Origin of the sequence: Streptomyces sp. NBC_01446 (assembly GCF_026340095.1) — a bacterium.
Taxonomy (GTDB): Bacteria; Actinomycetota; Actinomycetes; order Streptomycetales; family Streptomycetaceae; genus Streptomyces; species Streptomyces aureus.
Genome location: NZ_JAPEPO010000001.1, coordinates 6,404,740 through 6,422,643 on the forward strand (window position 1 = coordinate 6,404,740; position 17,904 = coordinate 6,422,643).

Below are 17,904 nucleotides of genomic sequence, written 5' to 3' on the forward strand. Positions count from 1 at the left end.
ACGTCAAAAGGTTCCACGAATCATCTCTCAATCACGCATCTGTTCTGGAACAAGATGATGATGACGCCCAACCTCTGCCTCCGCGCTCCTGTCTAACCCTGCGGTAGGCGGACGAGACGGACTGTCCGCGAGGAACAGTGGAATACGGGGACGCATGCAGATTTCTTTCCTGATTCACAACGCCTACGGAATCGGGGGGACGATTCGGACGACGTACAACCTCGCGAACACGCTTGCCGAACAGCACGACGTCGAGGTGGTCTCCGTCCTGCGCCACCGTGACGAGCCAGTTTTCAGGGCCGACCCGAGGATCCGCGTCCGTCACCTCATCGACATCCGCAAGGGCACACCGGGCTACGAGGGCGACAGCCCCGAATACCGCACCCCCGCCGCGACGTTCCCGCGCGCCGAGGGCCGTTACGACCAGTACAACGCGCTCACCGACCGGCGGATCGCCGAGCACCTGCGCGCGGTCGACGCCGACGTCGTCGTCGGCACCCGCCCGGGACTCAATGTGCACCTGGCCCGTCAGACCCGGCGCGGCCCCCTGCGCGTCGGCCAGGAACACCTCACGCTCGACAGCCACCCCACCGCGCTGCGCCGGCAGTTGCGCGCGGTCTACCCGCGGCTCGACGCGCTCACCACGACCACGGAGGCCGACGCCCGGGCGTACCGCGCGAAGATGCGGCTGCCCGGCGTGCGGATCGAGGCCGTGCCCAACCCCGTGCCCGCGCCCGGCGTCGAGCCGGCGGACGGCTCGGGAAAGTGGGTCGTCGCGGCCGGCCGGCTCGCGCCCGTGAAGCGGTACGACCTGCTGGTCAGGGCCTTCGACAGGGTCCGCGCCGAGCGGCCCGACTGGCGCCTGCGGATCTACGGCAGCGGCAAGCAGAAGGACAAGCTCCGCGCCCTGATCGACGACCTCGGTCTCTACAACCACGTGTTCCTCATGGGCCCCGCCCACCCCATCGAACCGGAGTGGGCGAAAGGTTCCATCGCCGCCGTCACCTCCAGCCTGGAGTCGTTCGGCATGACGATCGTCGAGGCGATGCGCTGCGGCCTCCCGGTGGTCGCCACCGACTGCCCGCATGGCCCCGGCGAAATCATCGACAACGGTGTCGACGGGCGTCTGGTCGAGGTGGGCAACGTCGGGGCGATCTCAGGCGGCCTCCTCGAACTGATCAACAACGACGCGCTGCGCGCCCGGATGGCGAGCGCCGCGCTCAAGGACTCCGAGCGGTTCGACCCGGCGCACATCGCCGAGCGCTACGAATCGCTGTTCGGCTCGCTCACGGCCCGCCACGGCGGAGGCCTTCTGCACCGCACCCGCGGCGCTGTGCTCGGGGGCGCGTACGCGGTGCGGGACGCGGGACGCTCCGCGTTCACGGCCCAGGGAACCTCACAGAGAAAGGGACGCACAGCATGACGCCGTCGACCGCTTCGGCCGATTTCTCGGCCTCGTCCGAGCCGTCCGTGGGGGACGGGACCACGGCGCCCCACGCCGACTGCATCGCCGACTCGGCGGGCGGTCTCACCTTCGACGTCACTGACCACGGAGGGCCCGACCCGGCCCATCTGGTCCTCACCGACCGCGACAGCGGCGAGGACGTGCGCCTGCCGCTGACCCCGGCGGGCGACGGCAGTCTCCGGGCGGCGCTGCCCAGTAGCGTCCGGCTGCCCGAGGGACGCTGGGACGTCTTCGCGCAGGTGGCCGGCGAGGAGCCGCGGCGCCTGGCCCCCGGCCTCAACGACCTGCGGTCCCTCGTCGACCGGGTACCCAGCGGCTCCCGCGGCTTCGTCGCCGTCCGCATCCCCTACGCGACCAAGCACGGCAACCTCACCGTGCGCAGCTGGCTGCGCGCCCCGCACGCCGAGGCGGGTGAACTGCTCGTCACGGAAGGCGAGATGACGGTCAGCGGCCGGGTCTACGGCACCGCGATCACCCCCAAGGCGTACGCGGAGATACGTTCACGCACGGACGGCGGGCCGACGCTCCGCAGCGAACTGACCCCGCGTGGCGACGAGTTCACCTTCCGCGTCGTGTACGAGGAGCTGGAAGCGGGACGCTGGGACCTGTGGGTGCGCCCGGAGGGCGAGGACGGACTCGCGGTACGCGTCGCCCGGCTCCTGGACGACGTCGCCGACAAGAAGCCGATCTTCACCTACCCGACCGCACGCCTGGACACCGGGCGCGGCCGGATCGCGGTCGAGCCGTACTACACGAGAGACAACGACCTGGCGGTCCTCGTGACCGAGGCGGCCGCCGAGTAGCCCGCGCGGCGCCCTTGCGGACTCAGGCTGTCCGCGAGGGCCGGCAGACTCGGGCCCATGCTGGAGACCTCGGCCCGACCCCTGCGGCCGCTCTCGCTGCTGCGGGCCCGCCGCGAGTGGTCGGGCGCCGGCCTCGCGGACCGGCTCGGCGTCACGCCGCGCTCCGTCCGCCGCGACGCCGACCGGCTGCGCGGCGATGCTCCGCGGCCCGGACCCTCCGACGTCGACCCGTCGGTCCTGACCGAACTCGCGCGGCCTGCCGGGACTCGGAGCGGCTGCGCTTCGCCTGCGTGGACCACGGGGGCGCGCACGAGCCGCACCGTCGAGCCGCACCGCCTGGTGTACGGCGAGCGCCGCTGGTACCTGGTCGCCTGGGACGTCGACCGCGAGGACCGGCGCACGTTTCCGCGTCGGCCGCACCACGCCGAAGCCGCCGCAGCCGCCGCACGGGCCGCGCGTGACCCCGCGCACGCCACCCCGCCGACGACCTCGCCGCGCATGTCTCGAAGGGTGTCTCGCAGGGGCCGTACGCCCACGGGGCGACGATCCGAATCCTGGTGCCCGTCGAGGTAGCTGCACAGCGGATCGGCCCCGTCGGCGGGCACGCTCGAGGCCGACGGCGACGACAGCAGCGTGCTGCGCACCGGGGCGGCGAGCCACGACGTGATGATGATCCACGTGATCCTGATGGGCGTCGGGTTCGAGGTGCTCGAACCCGACGGGCTCACGGACGTGATCAGGACTGCTCGGGACCGTCTGTCCCGGGCGCTGGAAGGGGCCGGCTCAGCGGACGGGACGACGCGAACGCCGGATGGTGCAGATCGAACGCCGGGGACTCGGAGCGGACCCGGGGCAGCGTGACGAAGTTGTGCCGCGGTGCCGGGCACGGTGTCGCCCACTCCAGCGAACGCCCGTAGCCCCAGGGGTCGTCCACGCCGACCTTCTCGCCGTACTTGGCCGTCTTCCAGACGTTGTAGAGGAACGGCAGCGTGGACAAGCCGAGCAGGAACGAGCCGATGGTCGACAGCGTGTTGAGCGCCGTGAACCCGTCGGCCGCCAGATAGTCGGCGTACCGCCGTGGCATGCCCTCGGCGCCGAGCCAGTGCTGCACCAGGAACGTGGTGTGGAAGCCGACGAACAGCGTCCAGAAGTGGATCTTCCCGAGCCGCTCGTCGAGCATCTTCCCGGTGAACTTGGGCCACCAGAAGTAGAAGCCGCCGAACGTCGCGAAGGCGACCGTGCCGAAGACGACGTAGTGGAAGTGCGCGACCACGAAGTACGAGTCCGTCACATGGAAGTCCAGCGGCGGCACGGCGAGGATGACGCCGGTCAGGCCGCCGAACAGGAACGTCACCAGGAAGCCGACGGACCACAGCATCGGGGTCTCGAAGGACAGGGACCCGTTGATCATCGTCCCGATCCAGTTGAAGAACTTCACGCCCGTGGGCACCGCGATCAGGAACGTCATGAACGAGAAGAACGGCAGCAGCACCCCACCCGTCACGAACATGTGGTGCGCCCACACGACGATCGACAGCCCGGTGATGGCCATCGTGGCGCCGACCAGCATCGTGTAGCCCCAGATCGGCTTGCGGCTGAAGACCGGGAGGATCTCGGAGACGATGCCGAAGAACGGCAGCGCGATGATGTAGACCTCGGGATGGCCGAAGAACCAGAAGAGGTGCTGCCACAGCAGCGCACCCCCGAACTGGGCCTCGAAGACCACGGCCCCGAAGCGCCGGTCCGCCTCCAGGACGAGCAGCGCCGCGGCGAGCACCGGGAAGGCCATCAGCACGAGGATCGACGTGAACAGCGTGTTCCACGTGAAGATCGGCATCCGGAACATCGTCATGCCGGGCGCCCGCATCCCGATGATGGTCGTCAGGAAGTTCACCGCGCCGAGGATCGTGCCGAAACCCGCGAGCGCCAGACCCATGATCCACATGTCGGCGCCGACGCCCGGCGAGCGCGTCAGGCTGTTGAGCGGGGCGTACGCGAACCAGCCGAAGTCCGCGGCCCCGCCGGGCACCATCAGGGAGCTGATCACGATCAGCCCGCCGAACAGGAACAGCCAGTACGAGAACATGTTGAGCCGGGGGAACGCCACGTCGGGGGCGCCGATCTGCAGAGGCATGATCTCGTTGGCGAAGCCCGCGAAGGTCGGGGTCGCGAAGAGCAGCAGCATGATCGTGCCGTGGATCGTGAAGAGCTGGTTGTACTCCTCGCTGGACAGCATCTGAAGGCCGGGCCGTGCCAGCTCCGCCCGCATCAGGAGCGCCATGATCCCGCCGGCGAGGAAGAACGCGAACGACGTGATCAGGTAGAGGTGGCCGATCTTCTTGTGGTCCGTGGTGGTCAGCCAGTCCACGACGATCCGGCCTGGAGTCCTCGTCCGCACCGCTCCTGCCGCCGGCTGCACGGGCTGCACGTCCGTCGCACCCATCGCTTGCCCCCCTCGCTTCTCGCGCCCCGGGCCTGCCTCGAGCACACGCCATGATGCTCGCGTCCCCACCGACTCCGACAGGGGGCGTACGGGAGCTCTGTGTCGCGTTCATGCAATTCCGATGGGGCGTCAACTGATGAAGAGCGCCGGGAATCCGAATTGGGCGGGTCCCGGGCGCGGTCGTGACGCTATTTTCGGGCACGTTATCCGGGCGCTTTCCGTGAAGTCGCGGAATTATGTCGTGGCGCGCGCAGAACATGCGCAGAAGGAGCATCGAATCGCTCGTACGTGTGACGGAGTTCGAGTGAAACGCGTGTCGTGGACCTGTGACAGAAGCGTGACCGGAGGGGGACCGGTGACGGGGGGTGGTCCGCCCTGGTGCCAGGCAGCCCGGCCGCCTAACGTGGCGGTCATGGCACCCATTCCGACCCCTCCCGCAGAACCCCAGGACACCCTCGACACGTACGTCGGCCTCGATGCGCCGGGCGCCGAGCGGCGGGCCCGTGAGCGCGGCTGGTCCACGGTCAGGTCGCTGCCCCCGGGCGCGATCATCACCATGGAGTACCGCGTGGGACGCCTGAACTTCGAGGTGTCCGACGGGACCGTGACCCGCTGCTGGAAGGGCTGACGGGACAACGCGAAGGCCCCCGGTTCCGTGACGGAACCGGGGGCCTTCGGCGTGCGGGGCAGGTGGTGCGTACCGGCCCGGCGGCCTTCGGCGCTCTCGCGCCGGGGGCGGTCAGCCGCCGGCGACCGGGCGGGCGGACGTGGTGCCGCGCGGCACCCGGTCCGCGTGCGGCGGCCTGCGGCTGCCGGCCGGAGTGACCGGGGTGCGCTCGGAGCGGGCGGTGTGCGGACCAGGGGCGAGCAGCCCGGGAGGCCGCACCGCCCGCGCGGCGCCGACCGGTTCGCGTACCGGCGGCTCCTCCGAGGTGGGCGGGGAGACGCGCTGCGGAACCATCGCGGGCGTGGCGGCGGCCGGGGCGGGCGCCGGGAGCGCACCGGAACGACGGTTGCGCCACAGCTCGCGCAGCGAGAAGATCCAGGCTTCGACCTGCGTGATCAGCGGTTCGACCCAGGGCAGCGCGAGCAGGATGAGCAGTCCGGCGGCCCAGCCGAGGAAGACATCGCTGAGCCAGTGCGTACCGAGGTAGACCGTCGTCAGGCCGACGCTCAGCGAGATCACGGCGGAGGCGGCCGACAGCCAGCGCCTGGCGCGCGGCGTCGAGGCCAGATACGCGAGGATTCCCCAGGTCACCACGGCGTTGGCGGTGTGGCCGGAAGGAAATATATCGCCGCCCTGCCACATCTCGTTCGAGCCGATGGTGGTCGCGTAGTGCGGGCCGAGGCGGCCCATGCCGAGCTTGGCGGCGCCCACGGTGATGTTCAGGAGCAGCAGGGCGGCACCGAACGTGAGCAGCGGCCGCAGCGTGTGCTGGCGCCAGGAACGCCAGCCGAGCCAGGCCATGACCATCACCGCGGTCGGCCCGCGCTGGCCGAGCACGACCCAGTAGTCCAGGAACGCGTGGATCTCGGGCCACTGCTGGTACGGCCGGAAGAACATGACCTGCCAGTCGAAGGTGACCAGCCAGGACGTGGTCAACACCGCCACCACGATGGCGAGGTAGAAGGACAGGGTGGCCCCGAAGAGCACGACCCTGTGCCGGCTCATCCTGGGCACATCCAGGTTGACCGGTCGTTCCGGCTCACGGTCGAGGCGGGCGAAGAGCCGCTCCAGACGGGTGAGGTTTCGTTCGGTACGCACCCAATCGACGCTACAGCGAGTGAGTGCCGAACCCGGCCGAATCACTCGGTTTGTGATGACGATGTGATGTGGGATTGCTCTCAGCGGGGCGTTTATTCCTGCGGATATCACTATCGGACCGGGGTGCCGCCTTCAATTTCATTGATCATTTCTTGTATTCGTTTTTCGCTGCGCCCGAATTCGTTCACCGGCGGCTTCCTCGGAATTTCCCGTCCGATCACCCGGGGCGATCGGACGGCCTCCCGGGGCCCGCCGAGTCGATCAAGGAGGACCCGACCCGTTCAGCCAGAAGGCCCCGTACACCGCCGACGCCACGGCCACGCCGCCGAGCACCGCCGCCGATCTGCTCGTACGCAGCCGGGCGAGCGCCACCGCGACCGGCAGCAGGAGCGGGAAGGCGGGCAGGAGCAGTCGCGGCTTCGAGCCGAAGTACCCCGACGCGCACAGGGCGAGCGCGACGACGATCCCGCAGTAGACGAGCAGCGCCAGCGGCTGACCTCGCCGTACGCACAGCACGTAGAGCCAGATCACGAGCGCGACCCCGACGATCAGGCCGAGCCCCGCGAGCGCCGAGGGGAATGACGTGAACTTGTCGCCGACGAAGCGTGCGAAGGCGAGGCCGCCGTCGAAGCCGTTGCCCCACTGGCCCTGCACGTCGAGATATCCGAAGAGGCCGCCCCCCGTGCGGTGCCCCACCCACAGGACGTACGCGGCGGCGCCCAGCGGGGCGAGCAGCACGCCGACGGCCATGCGCCAGGAGACCTTCCTGTCGCGCGCGACGTGGACCGCGGCCGTCGCCCAGAGCGCGGCGACCACCGCCGCCCCCACCGGCCGGGTCAGCCCCGCGAGCGAGGCGAGCAGCCCCGCACTCACCCACCGTCCGGTCAGGACCGCGTACAGCGACCAGGCCGCGAGCGCCGTGAACAAGGACTCGCTGTACGCCATCGACTGCACGATCCCGACCGGGAGCACCGCCCACAGCACGACCGCGCAGACCCCGGCCCGCCGCCCGTACAGCAGCTCGGCCACCAGGAAGATCCCCCAGGCCGCGCAGAGCGACGCGAGCCAGCTCACCAGCAGGCCCGCGTCCGCGTCCGACAGTGGGCTAACCGCCGACACCAGTCGCTCCAGCCACGGCAGCAGCGGGAAGAAGGCGAGGTTCGAGTGCACGGTGCCGTCCGGCAGGCGCACCTCCCAGCCGTAGCCGAAATCCGCGACGCGGGTGTACCAGAGCGAGTCCCAGCGAGCGGTCAGCAGTGTGTGCGGGCTCTTCCCCCTCGCCGCGCTCCACACGGCGAGCATGAGCAGGCCCAGGGTGCGCACCCCGGCATAGGCAAGGAGCGCGGGCGCCGCGCGGCGCAGCGCACCGGCCGCCCGGGCCGGCGCGCGCCACGGTTCTTGCAGGTCGACTTCGGTCACGGCGTCGATTATCGGCGCCGGGCGCAACCGGACCGCCCGCGCGGTGCGTGGTCGGGGAGTGGAGCGTGGCGTACACCACACTCCACGGTCAGGCACATGAGAGGTCCGCCACGTGTCACCACAATGAACTCGCGTACTCTGGCGGCTCACCGCGTGGGCACGGGAGTCCGCTCCTTCCGGCCGCAACCGCGGGGAAGTCCCCACCCCGCGGATCCGCCGAGCGCGAGGGACCACTGGGAGGTACGCATATGTCCGGGACGACCACGACCGCCGTGCCCTCTCGCCTGCGGGCCGCCGGGCCAGGCGCCAACCGCTGGGTCGTCCTCGTCGTTCTGTGCACCAGCCTGCTGCTCGTCGCCCTCGACGCGACCGTGCTGCACGTCGCCGTCCCCGCCGTCACCCAGGACCTGCGCCCCTCGGCGGTCCAGCTGCTGTGGATCGTCGACGCCTATCCGCTGATCTGCGCGGCGCTCCTGATCCTCTTCGGCACACTCGGCGACCGCGTCGGACGCAGACGCGTCCTGCTCTTCGGATACGGCCTCTTCGGCGTGGCCTCCGCACTCGCCGTGTTCGCCACGACACCGCACGTCCTGATCCTGGCCCGCGCGCTGCTCGGCGTCGGCGGCGCGATGATCATGCCCGCGACCCTGTCGATCCTGCGCGCGGTCTTCCCCGACCGGCGCGAGCGGGCCGTGGCCATCGGCGTCTGGTCAGCGGTCGCCGCGATAGGCGCCGCCACCGGACCGGTACTCGGCGGCTTCATGGTCGAGCACTTCTGGTGGGGCTCGGTCTTCCTGATCAACATCCCGCTGATGGCCGTCATGCTGCCCCTCGGCCGTCTCATACTTCCCGAGTCCAAGGGCCGTTCCGACGGGCCCTGGGACGTGGTCGGCGCACTCATGGCGGCCGTCGGAATGCTCGGTGTGGTCTATGGCGTGAAGCGGCTCGGCGTCGACCGTGACCTGCTCGACCCGTCCGCCGTCGGCCCCCTCCTCGTCGGCGCGGCCGTGCTGATCGTGTTCGTGCGGCGGCAGAAGCGCCGCGAGCATCCGCTCATCGACATGAAGATGTTCGCCAGGCCCGCCTTCTCCACCGCGGTCGGCTGCATCGTCCTCGCCATGCTCGCCCTGGTCGGCCTGGAGCTGATCGCCGTCCAGTACCTCCAGCTGGTACTCGGCCTGAGTCCCCTGGAGACGGGGGTGCGGCTGCTGCCCCTCACCTTCGCGGCGATGGCCGCGGGTGTCCTCGGCTCGTCGCAGCTGCGCCGTTTCGGGCCGCGCCGCATGGTCTCGGCCGGCTTCGTTCTCACCGCGGCCGCGGTGCTCATGCTCACGCTGATGGGACAGCACGACCGGCCGTCGCTGCTCACCTTCGCCTTCGTCCTTCTCGGCTTCGGCCTGCAGACCACCCTCTTCGGGGCGTACGAGTCGATGCTCAGCGAGGCCTCGGCGCAGGACGCGGGCGGCGCCGCGGCGATAGGGGAGACCTCCTACCAGCTGGGCGCGGGCATGGGCATCGCCCTGCTCGGCTCGGTGATGAACGCCGCGTACGCACCCGGGATCGCCCGGGTCACCGGAGTGCCCGGATCCGCGAGCGCCCACGCGGGCAACTCGCTCGGCGAGGCGTACCAGGTCGCGACGCGGCTCGGCGGCACCGCCGGTGAGGCGCTGCGCAGCGCCGCCCGGGTCGCCTTCGTCCACGGGCTGCACGTGACGCTGTTCGTCAGCGCCGGGCTTCTGCTGCTCGGCGCGGTGGCCGCGCTGCGGCTGCCCCGGCGGATGGAGTGCGAAGCCGCTGCTCCGCAGGACGCGGAGGGCACGGCGAAGATCGGTCCCCAGCGCGGTCCCGAGCGGGTCGGCGTGGAGTCCACCGTCGCGTGACGGCTGCCGCGGGCGGTGACCCGGCCGAGGGGCCGGGCCCTACCCACCCGTGACGCTCAGCTCTGGTTGAAGAAACCGTCCGTCGGACGGCTCTCCGCCTCACCGTTGACCACCTGCGTGTCGGCAGGGCTCAGCAGGAACACCCGGTTCGCCACCCGCTCGATGGAACCCCGCAGCCCGAACGTGAGCCCGGCCGCGAAGTCGACGACGCGCTTGGCGTCCCCGGGCTCCATGGCCGTGAGGTTGATGATGACCGGGACACCTTCCCGGAACATCTCGCCGATGCCACGGGCGTCCCGGAATCCGTCCGGGGTGACCGTGCCGATCCGGCGGCCCTGCTCCTCGGCGGCGTCGGCCGCCACCTTCACGCGCGGGTCCGTGACCCAGGCTGCGCCGGTCTGGGGCTCGGACCCCTCGGCGTAGTCGTCGTCGTAGTAACGCTCGTCATCGTTGTCGTCGACGAGGCCAAGCCAGGCACTCGCCTTGCGCACCGATCCCATGGACGCCTCCTCTCACAGCGGTTCCTCTGCGTTCCGCATCCCTATGGTCGTCCATGATGCGGATGGTGCGCCAAGTGGATAGTCGCCGCGCGGGGTTTTCGTGACGCTACTGGTGCAGAGTCAACACGGCGCTGTCCCGTGAATCCCAAGGGTCGTACCCCGTACGGCTGCTGACAGTGAGTGAAATATGATTCTTCGCGGCGTATGGGTGACGGCCGGGGCGTACGGGTGAACGGCACCCTCGATACGATGCCGCAGCTTACGTCTTCGAGACCCTCGGGGGAGTCGTCTTGTTCGGAATAGTCCGGCCTTGCAGCCATCGTCTCGGCGAGGGGCTCCAGGCGCAATGGATGGCTCATCTGTGCGGACTCTGCCTGGCACTTCGCGGTGACCACGGGCAGTTCGCCCGAGTTGTCACGAACTACGACGGTTTGCTGATCTCGGTTCTGACGGAGGCTCAGGCCGAACACGCCGCCGGGGGACGGCGCACGGCGGGGCCCTGTCCGCTGCGCGGGATGCGGACCGCGTCCGTCGCGCAGGGCGACGGCGCCCGGCTCGCCGCGGCCGTCTCGCTGGTTCTCGCCTCGGCGAAGGTCAGCGACCACGTCGCCGACGGCGACGGCCTGCTGGCCCGCAGGCCGGTGGCCGCGGCGGCCCGCCGGGTCGCCACCAAGTGGGGAAAGGCCGGTTCCCGTACGGGTTCTGACGTGGGGTTCGATACGGCGGTCCTGGTCGACGCCGTGGAGCGCCAGATGGGGGTCGAGGCGCTCGCCGGCCTCGGCACCCCGGTACTCACGGTCACCGAGCCGACCGAGACGGCGACCTCCGCCGCTTTCGCGCACACCGCCGTCCTCGCCGGACGCCCCGGCAACGCGGCGCCGCTCGCCGAGGCCGGCCGGCTCTTCGGGCGGCTCGCGCACCTCCTGGACGCCGTGGAGGACAAGGAAGCTGACGCCGCGTCGGGTGCCTGGAACCCGCTCACGGCGACCGGCACGGACCTCGCCGAGGCGCGCCGCCTCGCCGACGACGCGCTGCGCGGCATCCGCCTCGCCCTGCGCGAGGCCGAATTCGTCGACGGCACGCTCGCGCACCTGCTGCTCGTCCACGAACTGCGCCGCTCGGTCGACCGCGTCTTCGGTACGACGGGCTGCGCGCACGGAACCGACGCGTCCCACGGAACCGACGCGTCCCACGGCGCCGGCCCCGCGCGCGGCGCGCACGCTCCGGCCGCGTCCACGCCGCAACAGCGCCCCGGCGTGCCCGGCCCCTGGGTGCCCACCGGATCGGGCCCGTATGTGCCGCCCGGGTCCTCGGGCCCGTACGGTTCGCAGAATCCGTACGGCGGCGGACAGGGCGGGCCCGGTGGTCCGGGCGGGCCCGGTGGCTTCGGCGGCGGGCCGTCCTTTCAGCCGCCGAAGCCCGGCAAGCGCGGGTTCTTCGCCGGGTGCGCCGCGGCCATCGGGCTCTGCTGCACCTGCAAGGTGTGCTGTGCCGACGAGTTCGAGGGGCCCTGGTCCCGGAAGAAGCGCGACGGCTGGTGCAGCGAATGCTGCTCCACCGACTGCAGCTGCTGCGAGGCGTGCTCCATCTGCGAATGCTGTGAGTGCTGCTCCTGCTGCGACTGTTGAGCCCCCGGGCGCGGGTCGCCGCGGGTTACGGGTCGCGGGTCCGGGTTCGGGGTCAGTCCTTGATCTCGGGCGGTGAGATCTGTGACTTCTCGATCGCGGACTCGCTCGTGCCCCACTTCGTCAGGATCTTGTCGTACGTCCCGTCGGCGATCAGCTTGTTCACCGCCGCCCGGAACGCCGGCGCCAGCTTCGTGCCCTTCTTGAAGGCGAAGCCGACGTCGAGGCGGTGGTACTCGTTGAGGAACTTCAGCCCCTCCTGCTGTGCTACGGCGTACCGCAGCCCGTTGATGGTGCTCATCACCACGTCGGACCGGCCCTGCTGGAGGGACGACCAGATCGCGCTCTGGTCGGCGTACGTCTTCACGCTGTACGCCTTCTTCCCGGCGTCCGTGCAGAGGTGCTTGTTCTCCTCCAGGGTCGCTTCGAAGGTGGTGCCCGCGCCGGTCGCCACGTTCAGGCCGCACAGCTGCCTGAGGTCGGTGACTTTCTTCAGGCCGCTGTCCTTGCGCACCGCGAAGCCTTGGCCGTCATTGATGTACGTGACGAAGTCGATCGTCTTGCGCCGCTCGTCCGTGACGCCGAAGTTGCCTGTGCCCAGGTCGTACTTGCCGCTGCCGAGTGCGGGCAGGATCGCCTCGAAACCGGCCGCCTCCCGCTTCAGTTTCAGCCCGAGGACCTTGGCGACGGCGTCGGCGAAGTCGATGTCCTGGCCGGCGGCGGTCCTGCCGTCCTCCAGGTAGAAGGCGCCGGGCGGGGTGCCGCCGATGGAGGCGCCGACGGTCAGCCTGCCGCGGGCCCGGACGTCCGCGGGCAGCAGCTTCGCCGCCGCCTCGTCCTTCCTGACGGCCTTCACCACGTCGGTCGTGGGAATCCTGTCGCTCTTGCCCGCGGGTGCGGCGCCACCGGCGGAGGCTCCGGGGTCGCCGGTGCCGCAGCCGGTCAGTGTCAGCGTGGCCGTGGTGATCAGCGCGAACGCGGTGGTGAGCCGCTGATGGGTCGTCAAGATTGTACGCATGGCGTGTAGTTCTGCCCTTCGAAGACAACAGGCACGCAGGGATGAGGAGACAGCTGAGGGGAGGGGTACGCGAGGACGCGTGGGTGTGTGAAGGCGCGGACGAGTGAGCGCACTTGGGCGCACCGGAAAACGCAGAAAACGCAGAAAACGCAGAAGACTCAGGAGACGCGGGAGACGCGGGAGACGCGGGAAAGCCCAAAACGCGGCATGCGTCTGGAAGCGTCAGAAAGCGTCGAGAAGAGAGAGAAACAGACGCGCAGCGGGCGTCAGAAGGGCATCAACAGGACGCCGACCACACTCGACCGAAGTCGATGTGGGAGCGCGTGACCAGCCACTGCTGCGGATGCATGGGGCAAGTGGAACAGGCATCCGTTTCCGCGTCAACTCACATGAGACGTACGGCTCACACTCTGGACAGCCTTGACAGCGAGCGGAGCGAGCCCCGTACCCTCGGTGAGGGGACCGCTGCTGAGGGGCTCGGCCCGCAAGTTCCGTGTGAAGGCAAGACCGTGCTGGATTCCAGTGCCCACGGAGCCTTCCCATGTCCTCGAACACACTCGCAAAGACCGCGCCTGCCGCGGCCGGACCGCCCGCCGACGCCGGTGAGGGGCAGCCTCGCATCGTCAGCCGGCCCCGTACCGGCCAGTGGCTCGCCGCCGTCGTCGTCCTCGTACTCCTCGCGCTCGCCGCCAACTCGGTGATCCGCAACGACGCCTTCCAGTGGGACGTCGTCGCCGACTACTTCACATCGGCGTCCGTCCTGCGCGGACTCGGTCTCACCCTCTGGCTGACCGCCCTCGTCATGGCGCTCGGCTTCGCCCTCGGCACCCTGCTCGCCGTCATGCGCCTGTCCGCCAACCCCGTGCTGCGCGCGGTGAGTTGGGGCTACGTCTGGCTGTTCAGGTCGATGCCGATCCTCGTGCAGCTGCTGTTCTGGTTCAACATCGGGGCGCTGTACCCGCACATCCTCGGCGTCAGGACCGTCGACCTGTTCGGGCCGATCACCGTCGCCATCATCGGCCTCACCCTGCACGAGGCCGCGTACGCCGCCGAGGTGGTGCGCGGCGGCATCCTCTCCGTCGACCGCGGGCAGATCGAGGCCGCGCAGGCGCTCGGGCTGAGCCGGCTGCGGCGCTGGCGGCGCATCATCCTGCCGCAGGCCATGCGCTCCATCGTGCCGCCGGCCGGGAACATGCTGATCGGCACCCTCAAGGGCACCTCCATCGTCAGTGTCATCGCCGTCCAGGACCTGCTCTACTCGGTGCAGCTCGTCTACCACCGCACCTACCAGGTCATCCCGATGCTCCTGGTCGCCACCATCTGGTACGTCGTGGTCACCTCGCTCCTGAGCGCCGGCCAGTTCTACGTCGAGCGGCACTACGCGCGCGGTTCGGAGCGCACCCGATGAGGCCCTCACTGGTGATCGTGGGAGCCGGTCCGCGGGGGACCGGCATCCTGGAGCGGATCGCCGCGAACGCACCCGAGTACGCCGGGCTCGAACTCGACATCCATCTCGTCGACCCCTTCCCGCCGGGCGGCGGACGGGTCTGGCGGCAGGCGCAGTCCCCGCTGCTCTGGATGAACTCGCAGTCTCAGGACGTCACGATGTTCACCGACGACACGGTCGAACTCGACGGTCCGGTACTCCCCGGGCCCGCCCTGCACGAGTGGGCGGACCTCGACGGCCGCGCGTTCGCCGACCGGCAGCTCCAGGGGGCCTATCTGGGCTGGGTGTACGAGCGGTCCGTGGCCGCGCTCCCGCCGGGCGTCACCGTCCGGCACCACCCGCGCCGCGCCCTGCGCGTCAGCGGCCCCCGCGAGGGCCGCCAGCAGGTGTGGCTCGACGGGCGCGCCCGCCCCCTCCTCGCCGACACCGTCATCCTCGCCCAGGGGCACCTGGACGCCGAACTCGACGCAGAGCAGCGGGAGTTGAGCGCGTACGCACGCGAGCACGGACTCGTCCACCTGCCGCCCGACTTCACCGCGGACAGTGACCTGTCCGCGCTCGCGCCCGGCGAAGACGTCCTCGTCCGCGGCTTCGGCCTGGCCTTCATCGACCTGATGGTGCTCCTGACGGAGGGCCGCGGCGGACGGTACGAGGGGGACACGTACCTCCCCTCGGGGCGCGAGCCGGTCCTGCACGTCGGTTCGCGGCGCGGCATCCCCTACCACTCCAAGATCGGCTACGACTGGACCGGTGAGCGCCCGCCGCTGCCCCGCTTCCTCGGCCCCGCCCAGATCGACGAACTCCTCGCCCGCCCCGACGGCTACGACTTCCGCCGCGACGTGTGGCCCCTGATCGACAAGGAACTCGGCTTCGCCCACTACCACCGCCTGTTCGCCGCCCACCCCGAGCGCACCGCCGTCGCCTGGGCCGACTTCGAGGAGAAGTACGCCGCCGCCGAACCGCTGAGCGCCGAACTCCAGGCCCTCGTGGCCTCCGCCGTGCCCGACCCGGCGGACCGCCTCGACCTCACGGCCCTCGACCATCCGCTGGACGGCGTACGCCACACCTCGTACGAGGAGCTCCAGGACGGGCTGCGCGGCTACATCACCGCGGACCTCGAACGCCGCCACGACCCCGCGCACAGCCCCGACCTCGCCGTGTTCCTCGGTCTGCTCTCCGTGTACGGGCAGGTCGTGCGGCTCGGCGACATCGGGTCCTGGTGGCACGGCTTCTTCAGCTATCTCGCCTCCGGGCCGCCCGGACCGCGGCTGCGGCAACTGCTCGCGCTCTCCCGGGCCGGCGTCGTGAAGTTCGCCGGCGCGGACATGCGGGTCACCGCCGAGGACGGCGTCTTCCGCGCCACGAGCGCCACCGTGCCCGGTTCCATCATCGAGGCCCGTGCCCTCGTCGAGGCCCGCCTGCCGCACCCCACGCTCGCCCGCACCCGCGACCGGCTCCTGCGCGAGCTGTACGAGGAGGGGGCACGGGCGACCCCGGCCGGGCTCCTCGCGGTCGACCCCGAGGACGGGCGCGTCCTGCACCGCGACGGCACGGCACATCCGCGCCGCTTCGCGCTCGGCCCGCACACGAACGCGCGCGGCGCCGGGGCGTTCACACGGCCGCGCACGAACAGCCCCTCGTTCCGGCAGAACGACGCCACCGCCCGCGCGGTCCTGGCGTTCCTGCGCGACCTCTCCTGTCGTGCCGCGGCTTGAACCTGCTCGCCCCCTTCTCTCCCCTGTTCCAGAGGAACCGCCATGTCCCTGACCAGTGATCCACCCATCGACACAACGACACCGGCCACGACCGCCGACGGCGCCGACGACCACGCCGCGCTGAAAGTGGTGCCCGTCCGTCACCCCTGGCGCTGGGCCGCCATCGTCGCGACCGTCGTGCTGCTCGCCCAGTTCGCGCACGGATTCATCACCAACAGCGGCTGGGAATGGGGGGTGTTCGCCGAATACTTCACCGCCGACGTGGTCCTCAAGGCGGTGTGGGTCACCCTTCAGCTGACGTTCTACGGAACGGCGCTCGGGTTCGCGCTCGGCATCGTCCTGGCCTTCATGCGCCTGTCCGCCAGCCGGTTCCTCCAGGCCGTCGCCTTCGGCTACATCTGGGCGTTCCGATCGATCCCGCTGATCGTCCAGCTGCTCTTCTGGTTCAACCTGGCGTATCTGTACAAGGAGTTGAAGTTCGGCATCCCCTTCGGGCCCGGCTTCTTCTCCTTCGACACGATGGGCCTGGTCGGCGCGATGAGCGCCGCCGTCCTCGGGCTCGCGCTCCACCAGGCCGCGTACGCCGCCGAGATCGTGCGCGGCGGCGTACTGGCCGTCGACAGCGGCCAGTTGGAGGCCGCGGCCGCGCTCGGCATCCCCCGGCTGCGGCAGATCCGCCGCATCGTCCTGCCGCAGGCCATGCGCTCGATCCTGCCCAACGCGGCCAACGAGGTGATCTCCCTCTTCAAGGGCACCTCGATCGTCTCCGTCATGGCGATCGGCGAGCTCTTCTACCAGGTCCAGGTCATCTACGGCCGCAACGGGCGCGTGGTCCCGCTCCTGATGGTCGCCACCGTCTGGTACGTGCTCCTGACCAGCGCGCTCTCCGTCCTCCAGCACTACGTAGAACGACACTTCTCGAAGGGAACCACCCGATGAGCGACGCGGACGCCGGCCGGACCATGGTCGACATCAAGGCCGTACACAAGAGCTTCGGCACCCTGGAAGTGCTGCGCGGCATCGACCTGGAGGTGCGCACCGGCGAGGTCACCGTCGTCCTGGGCCCGTCGGGCTCCGGCAAGTCCACGCTCCTGCGCACCATCAACCACCTGGAGAAGGTCGACAGCGGCTGGATCAGCGTCGACGGCTCCCTCGTCGGCTACCGGCGCGACAACAGGGCTACGGCCCGAAGGGCCTCCGGCAAGGGCGGTGGTGGGGGACGGGCGGGCAAGCTGTACGAGCTGAGCGAGCGCGAGGTGCTCAAGCAGCGCACTCAGATCGGCTTCGTCTTCCAGAACTTCAACCTGTTCCCGCATCTCACCGTCCTGGAGAACATCGCCGAAGCCCCGGTCTCCGCCCTCAAGCGCCCCCGCAAGGACGCGCTCGACCGCGCGCGCAGGCTGCTCGACCGCGTCGGGCTCGCCGACAAGGCCGGCGCCTACCCGAAGCAGCTCTCCGGCGGGCAGCAGCAACGCGTCGCCATCGCCCGCGCGCTGGCCCTCGAACCGAAGCTGCTGCTCTTCGACGAGCCGACGTCGGCGCTCGACCCCGAGCTCGTCGGCGAGGTCCTCGACGTCATCAAGGACCTGGCGCTCCAGGGCACCACGATGATCGTCGTCACCCACGAGATCGGCTTCGCCCGTGAGGTCGCCGACACCGTCGTCTTCATGGACGAGGGCCGCATCGTCGAACAGGGCGCCCCCGGTGACGTACTGGACGCACCGCGCCACGACCGCACGAAGGCGTTCCTCTCCAAGGTCCTCTGACCCTCGCGCCCCCTTTCGGCCCTTCCTTCCAACTCACCTTGCTCACCCAGGAGTTCTC

The 17,904-nt window shown here is 70.3% G+C and carries 14 protein-coding genes and 1 pseudogene; 10 read left to right on the forward strand and 5 right to left on the reverse strand.

All coding sequences use genetic code 11. The annotated features are described in order from the left end of the window. Positions 1-154 precede the first annotated feature (154 nt). The 3 genes and pseudogenes from OG456_RS28760 to OG456_RS28770 all read left to right on the forward strand — a co-directional run. Positions 155-1,423: a glycosyltransferase family 4 protein gene (locus OG456_RS28760; protein WP_266565963.1), complete on the forward strand. Its 1,269-nt coding sequence runs from the start codon at positions 155-157 to the stop codon at positions 1,421-1,423. Beyond that, the gene (locus OG456_RS28765; protein WP_266565965.1) at positions 1,420-2,268 is read left to right on the forward strand and encodes a hypothetical protein; all 849 of its coding nucleotides are present in this window, start codon (positions 1,420-1,422) and stop codon (positions 2,266-2,268) included. The genes OG456_RS28760 and OG456_RS28765 overlap by 4 nt, the downstream gene beginning before the upstream one ends. Before the next feature lie 57 nt (positions 2,269-2,325). Beyond that, positions 2,326-3,123: pseudogene (locus OG456_RS28770) on the forward strand (helix-turn-helix transcriptional regulator); the annotation flags it as partial. Here OG456_RS28770 and ctaD read toward each other — a convergent pair. Beyond that, positions 3,005-4,711, reverse strand: a complete 1,707-nt coding sequence (gene ctaD, locus OG456_RS28775; RefSeq protein WP_266565967.1) for a cytochrome c oxidase subunit I — start codon at positions 4,709-4,711, stop codon at positions 3,005-3,007. The pseudogene OG456_RS28770 and the gene ctaD overlap by 119 nt on opposite strands. A 412-nt stretch (positions 4,712-5,123) precedes the next feature. Here ctaD and OG456_RS28780 point away from each other — a divergent pair, with 412 nt between their 5' ends. Beyond that, positions 5,124-5,339, forward strand: coding sequence for an I78 family peptidase inhibitor (locus OG456_RS28780; RefSeq protein ID WP_266565969.1), 216 nt, complete (start codon positions 5,124-5,126; stop codon positions 5,337-5,339). 111 nt (positions 5,340-5,450) lie between these two features. Here the strand turns inward: OG456_RS28780 and OG456_RS28785 are convergent, their stop codons facing one another. Together OG456_RS28785 and OG456_RS28790 are read right to left on the reverse strand one after the other, a co-directional pair. Beyond that, positions 5,451-6,476, reverse strand: coding sequence for a phosphatase PAP2 family protein (locus OG456_RS28785; protein WP_266565971.1), 1,026 nt, complete (start codon positions 6,474-6,476; stop codon positions 5,451-5,453). 261 nt (positions 6,477-6,737) lie between these two features. After that, entirely contained in the window at positions 6,738-7,895 is a 1,158-nt protein-coding gene (locus tag OG456_RS28790) for a glycosyltransferase family 39 protein (RefSeq protein WP_266565973.1), read from the reverse strand. A gap of 248 nt (positions 7,896-8,143) precedes the next feature. On the opposite strand from OG456_RS28790, the gene OG456_RS28795 reads away from it, so the two are divergent. Then, entirely contained in the window at positions 8,144-9,775 is a 1,632-nt protein-coding gene (locus tag OG456_RS28795; RefSeq protein WP_266565975.1) for an MFS transporter, read from the forward strand. A 56-nt stretch (positions 9,776-9,831) separates the two neighbouring features. On the opposite strand, the gene OG456_RS28800 is transcribed toward OG456_RS28795, so the two are convergent. Further along, positions 9,832-10,275 (reverse strand): cell division protein SepF, encoded by a 444-nt coding sequence (locus tag OG456_RS28800; RefSeq protein WP_266565977.1) that lies wholly within the window; start codon positions 10,273-10,275, stop codon positions 9,832-9,834. Positions 10,276-10,565: 290 nt separating this feature from the next. On the opposite strand from OG456_RS28800, the gene OG456_RS28805 reads away from it, so the two are divergent. Next, the gene (locus OG456_RS28805) at positions 10,566-11,903 is read left to right on the forward strand and encodes a DUF5685 family protein (RefSeq protein ID WP_266565979.1); all 1,338 of its coding nucleotides are present in this window, start codon (positions 10,566-10,568) and stop codon (positions 11,901-11,903) included. 52 nt (positions 11,904-11,955) lie between these two features. Here OG456_RS28805 and OG456_RS28810 read toward each other — a convergent pair whose 3' ends face one another. Further along, complete coding sequence (locus OG456_RS28810; RefSeq protein ID WP_266565981.1) at positions 11,956-12,918, reverse strand: ABC transporter substrate-binding protein; 963 nt, start codon at positions 12,916-12,918, stop codon at positions 11,956-11,958. Positions 12,919-13,459: 541 nt separating this feature from the next. Between OG456_RS28810 and OG456_RS28815 the strand changes: the two genes are divergently transcribed. From OG456_RS28815 to OG456_RS28830, 4 genes are read left to right on the forward strand one after another with little or no spacing between them, the layout of a single operon-like run. Then, positions 13,460-14,326, forward strand: coding sequence for an amino acid ABC transporter permease (locus tag OG456_RS28815; protein WP_266565983.1), 867 nt, complete (start codon positions 13,460-13,462; stop codon positions 14,324-14,326). Further along, positions 14,323-16,080 carry an FAD/NAD(P)-binding domain-containing protein gene (locus OG456_RS28820; RefSeq protein ID WP_266565985.1) on the forward strand — a complete coding sequence of 586 codons (1,758 nt, stop codon included), beginning with the start codon at positions 14,323-14,325 and terminating at the stop codon, positions 16,078-16,080. The genes OG456_RS28815 and OG456_RS28820 overlap by 4 nt, the downstream gene beginning before the upstream one ends. Before the next feature lie 42 nt (positions 16,081-16,122). Next, entirely contained in the window at positions 16,123-17,019 is an 897-nt protein-coding gene (locus OG456_RS28825) for an amino acid ABC transporter permease (RefSeq protein WP_266565987.1), read from the forward strand. Beyond that, positions 17,016-17,846 (forward strand): amino acid ABC transporter ATP-binding protein, encoded by an 831-nt coding sequence (locus tag OG456_RS28830; protein ID WP_323136363.1) that lies wholly within the window; start codon positions 17,016-17,018, stop codon positions 17,844-17,846. The genes OG456_RS28825 and OG456_RS28830 overlap by 4 nt, the downstream gene beginning before the upstream one ends. Positions 17,847-17,904: the final 58 nt, after the last annotated feature.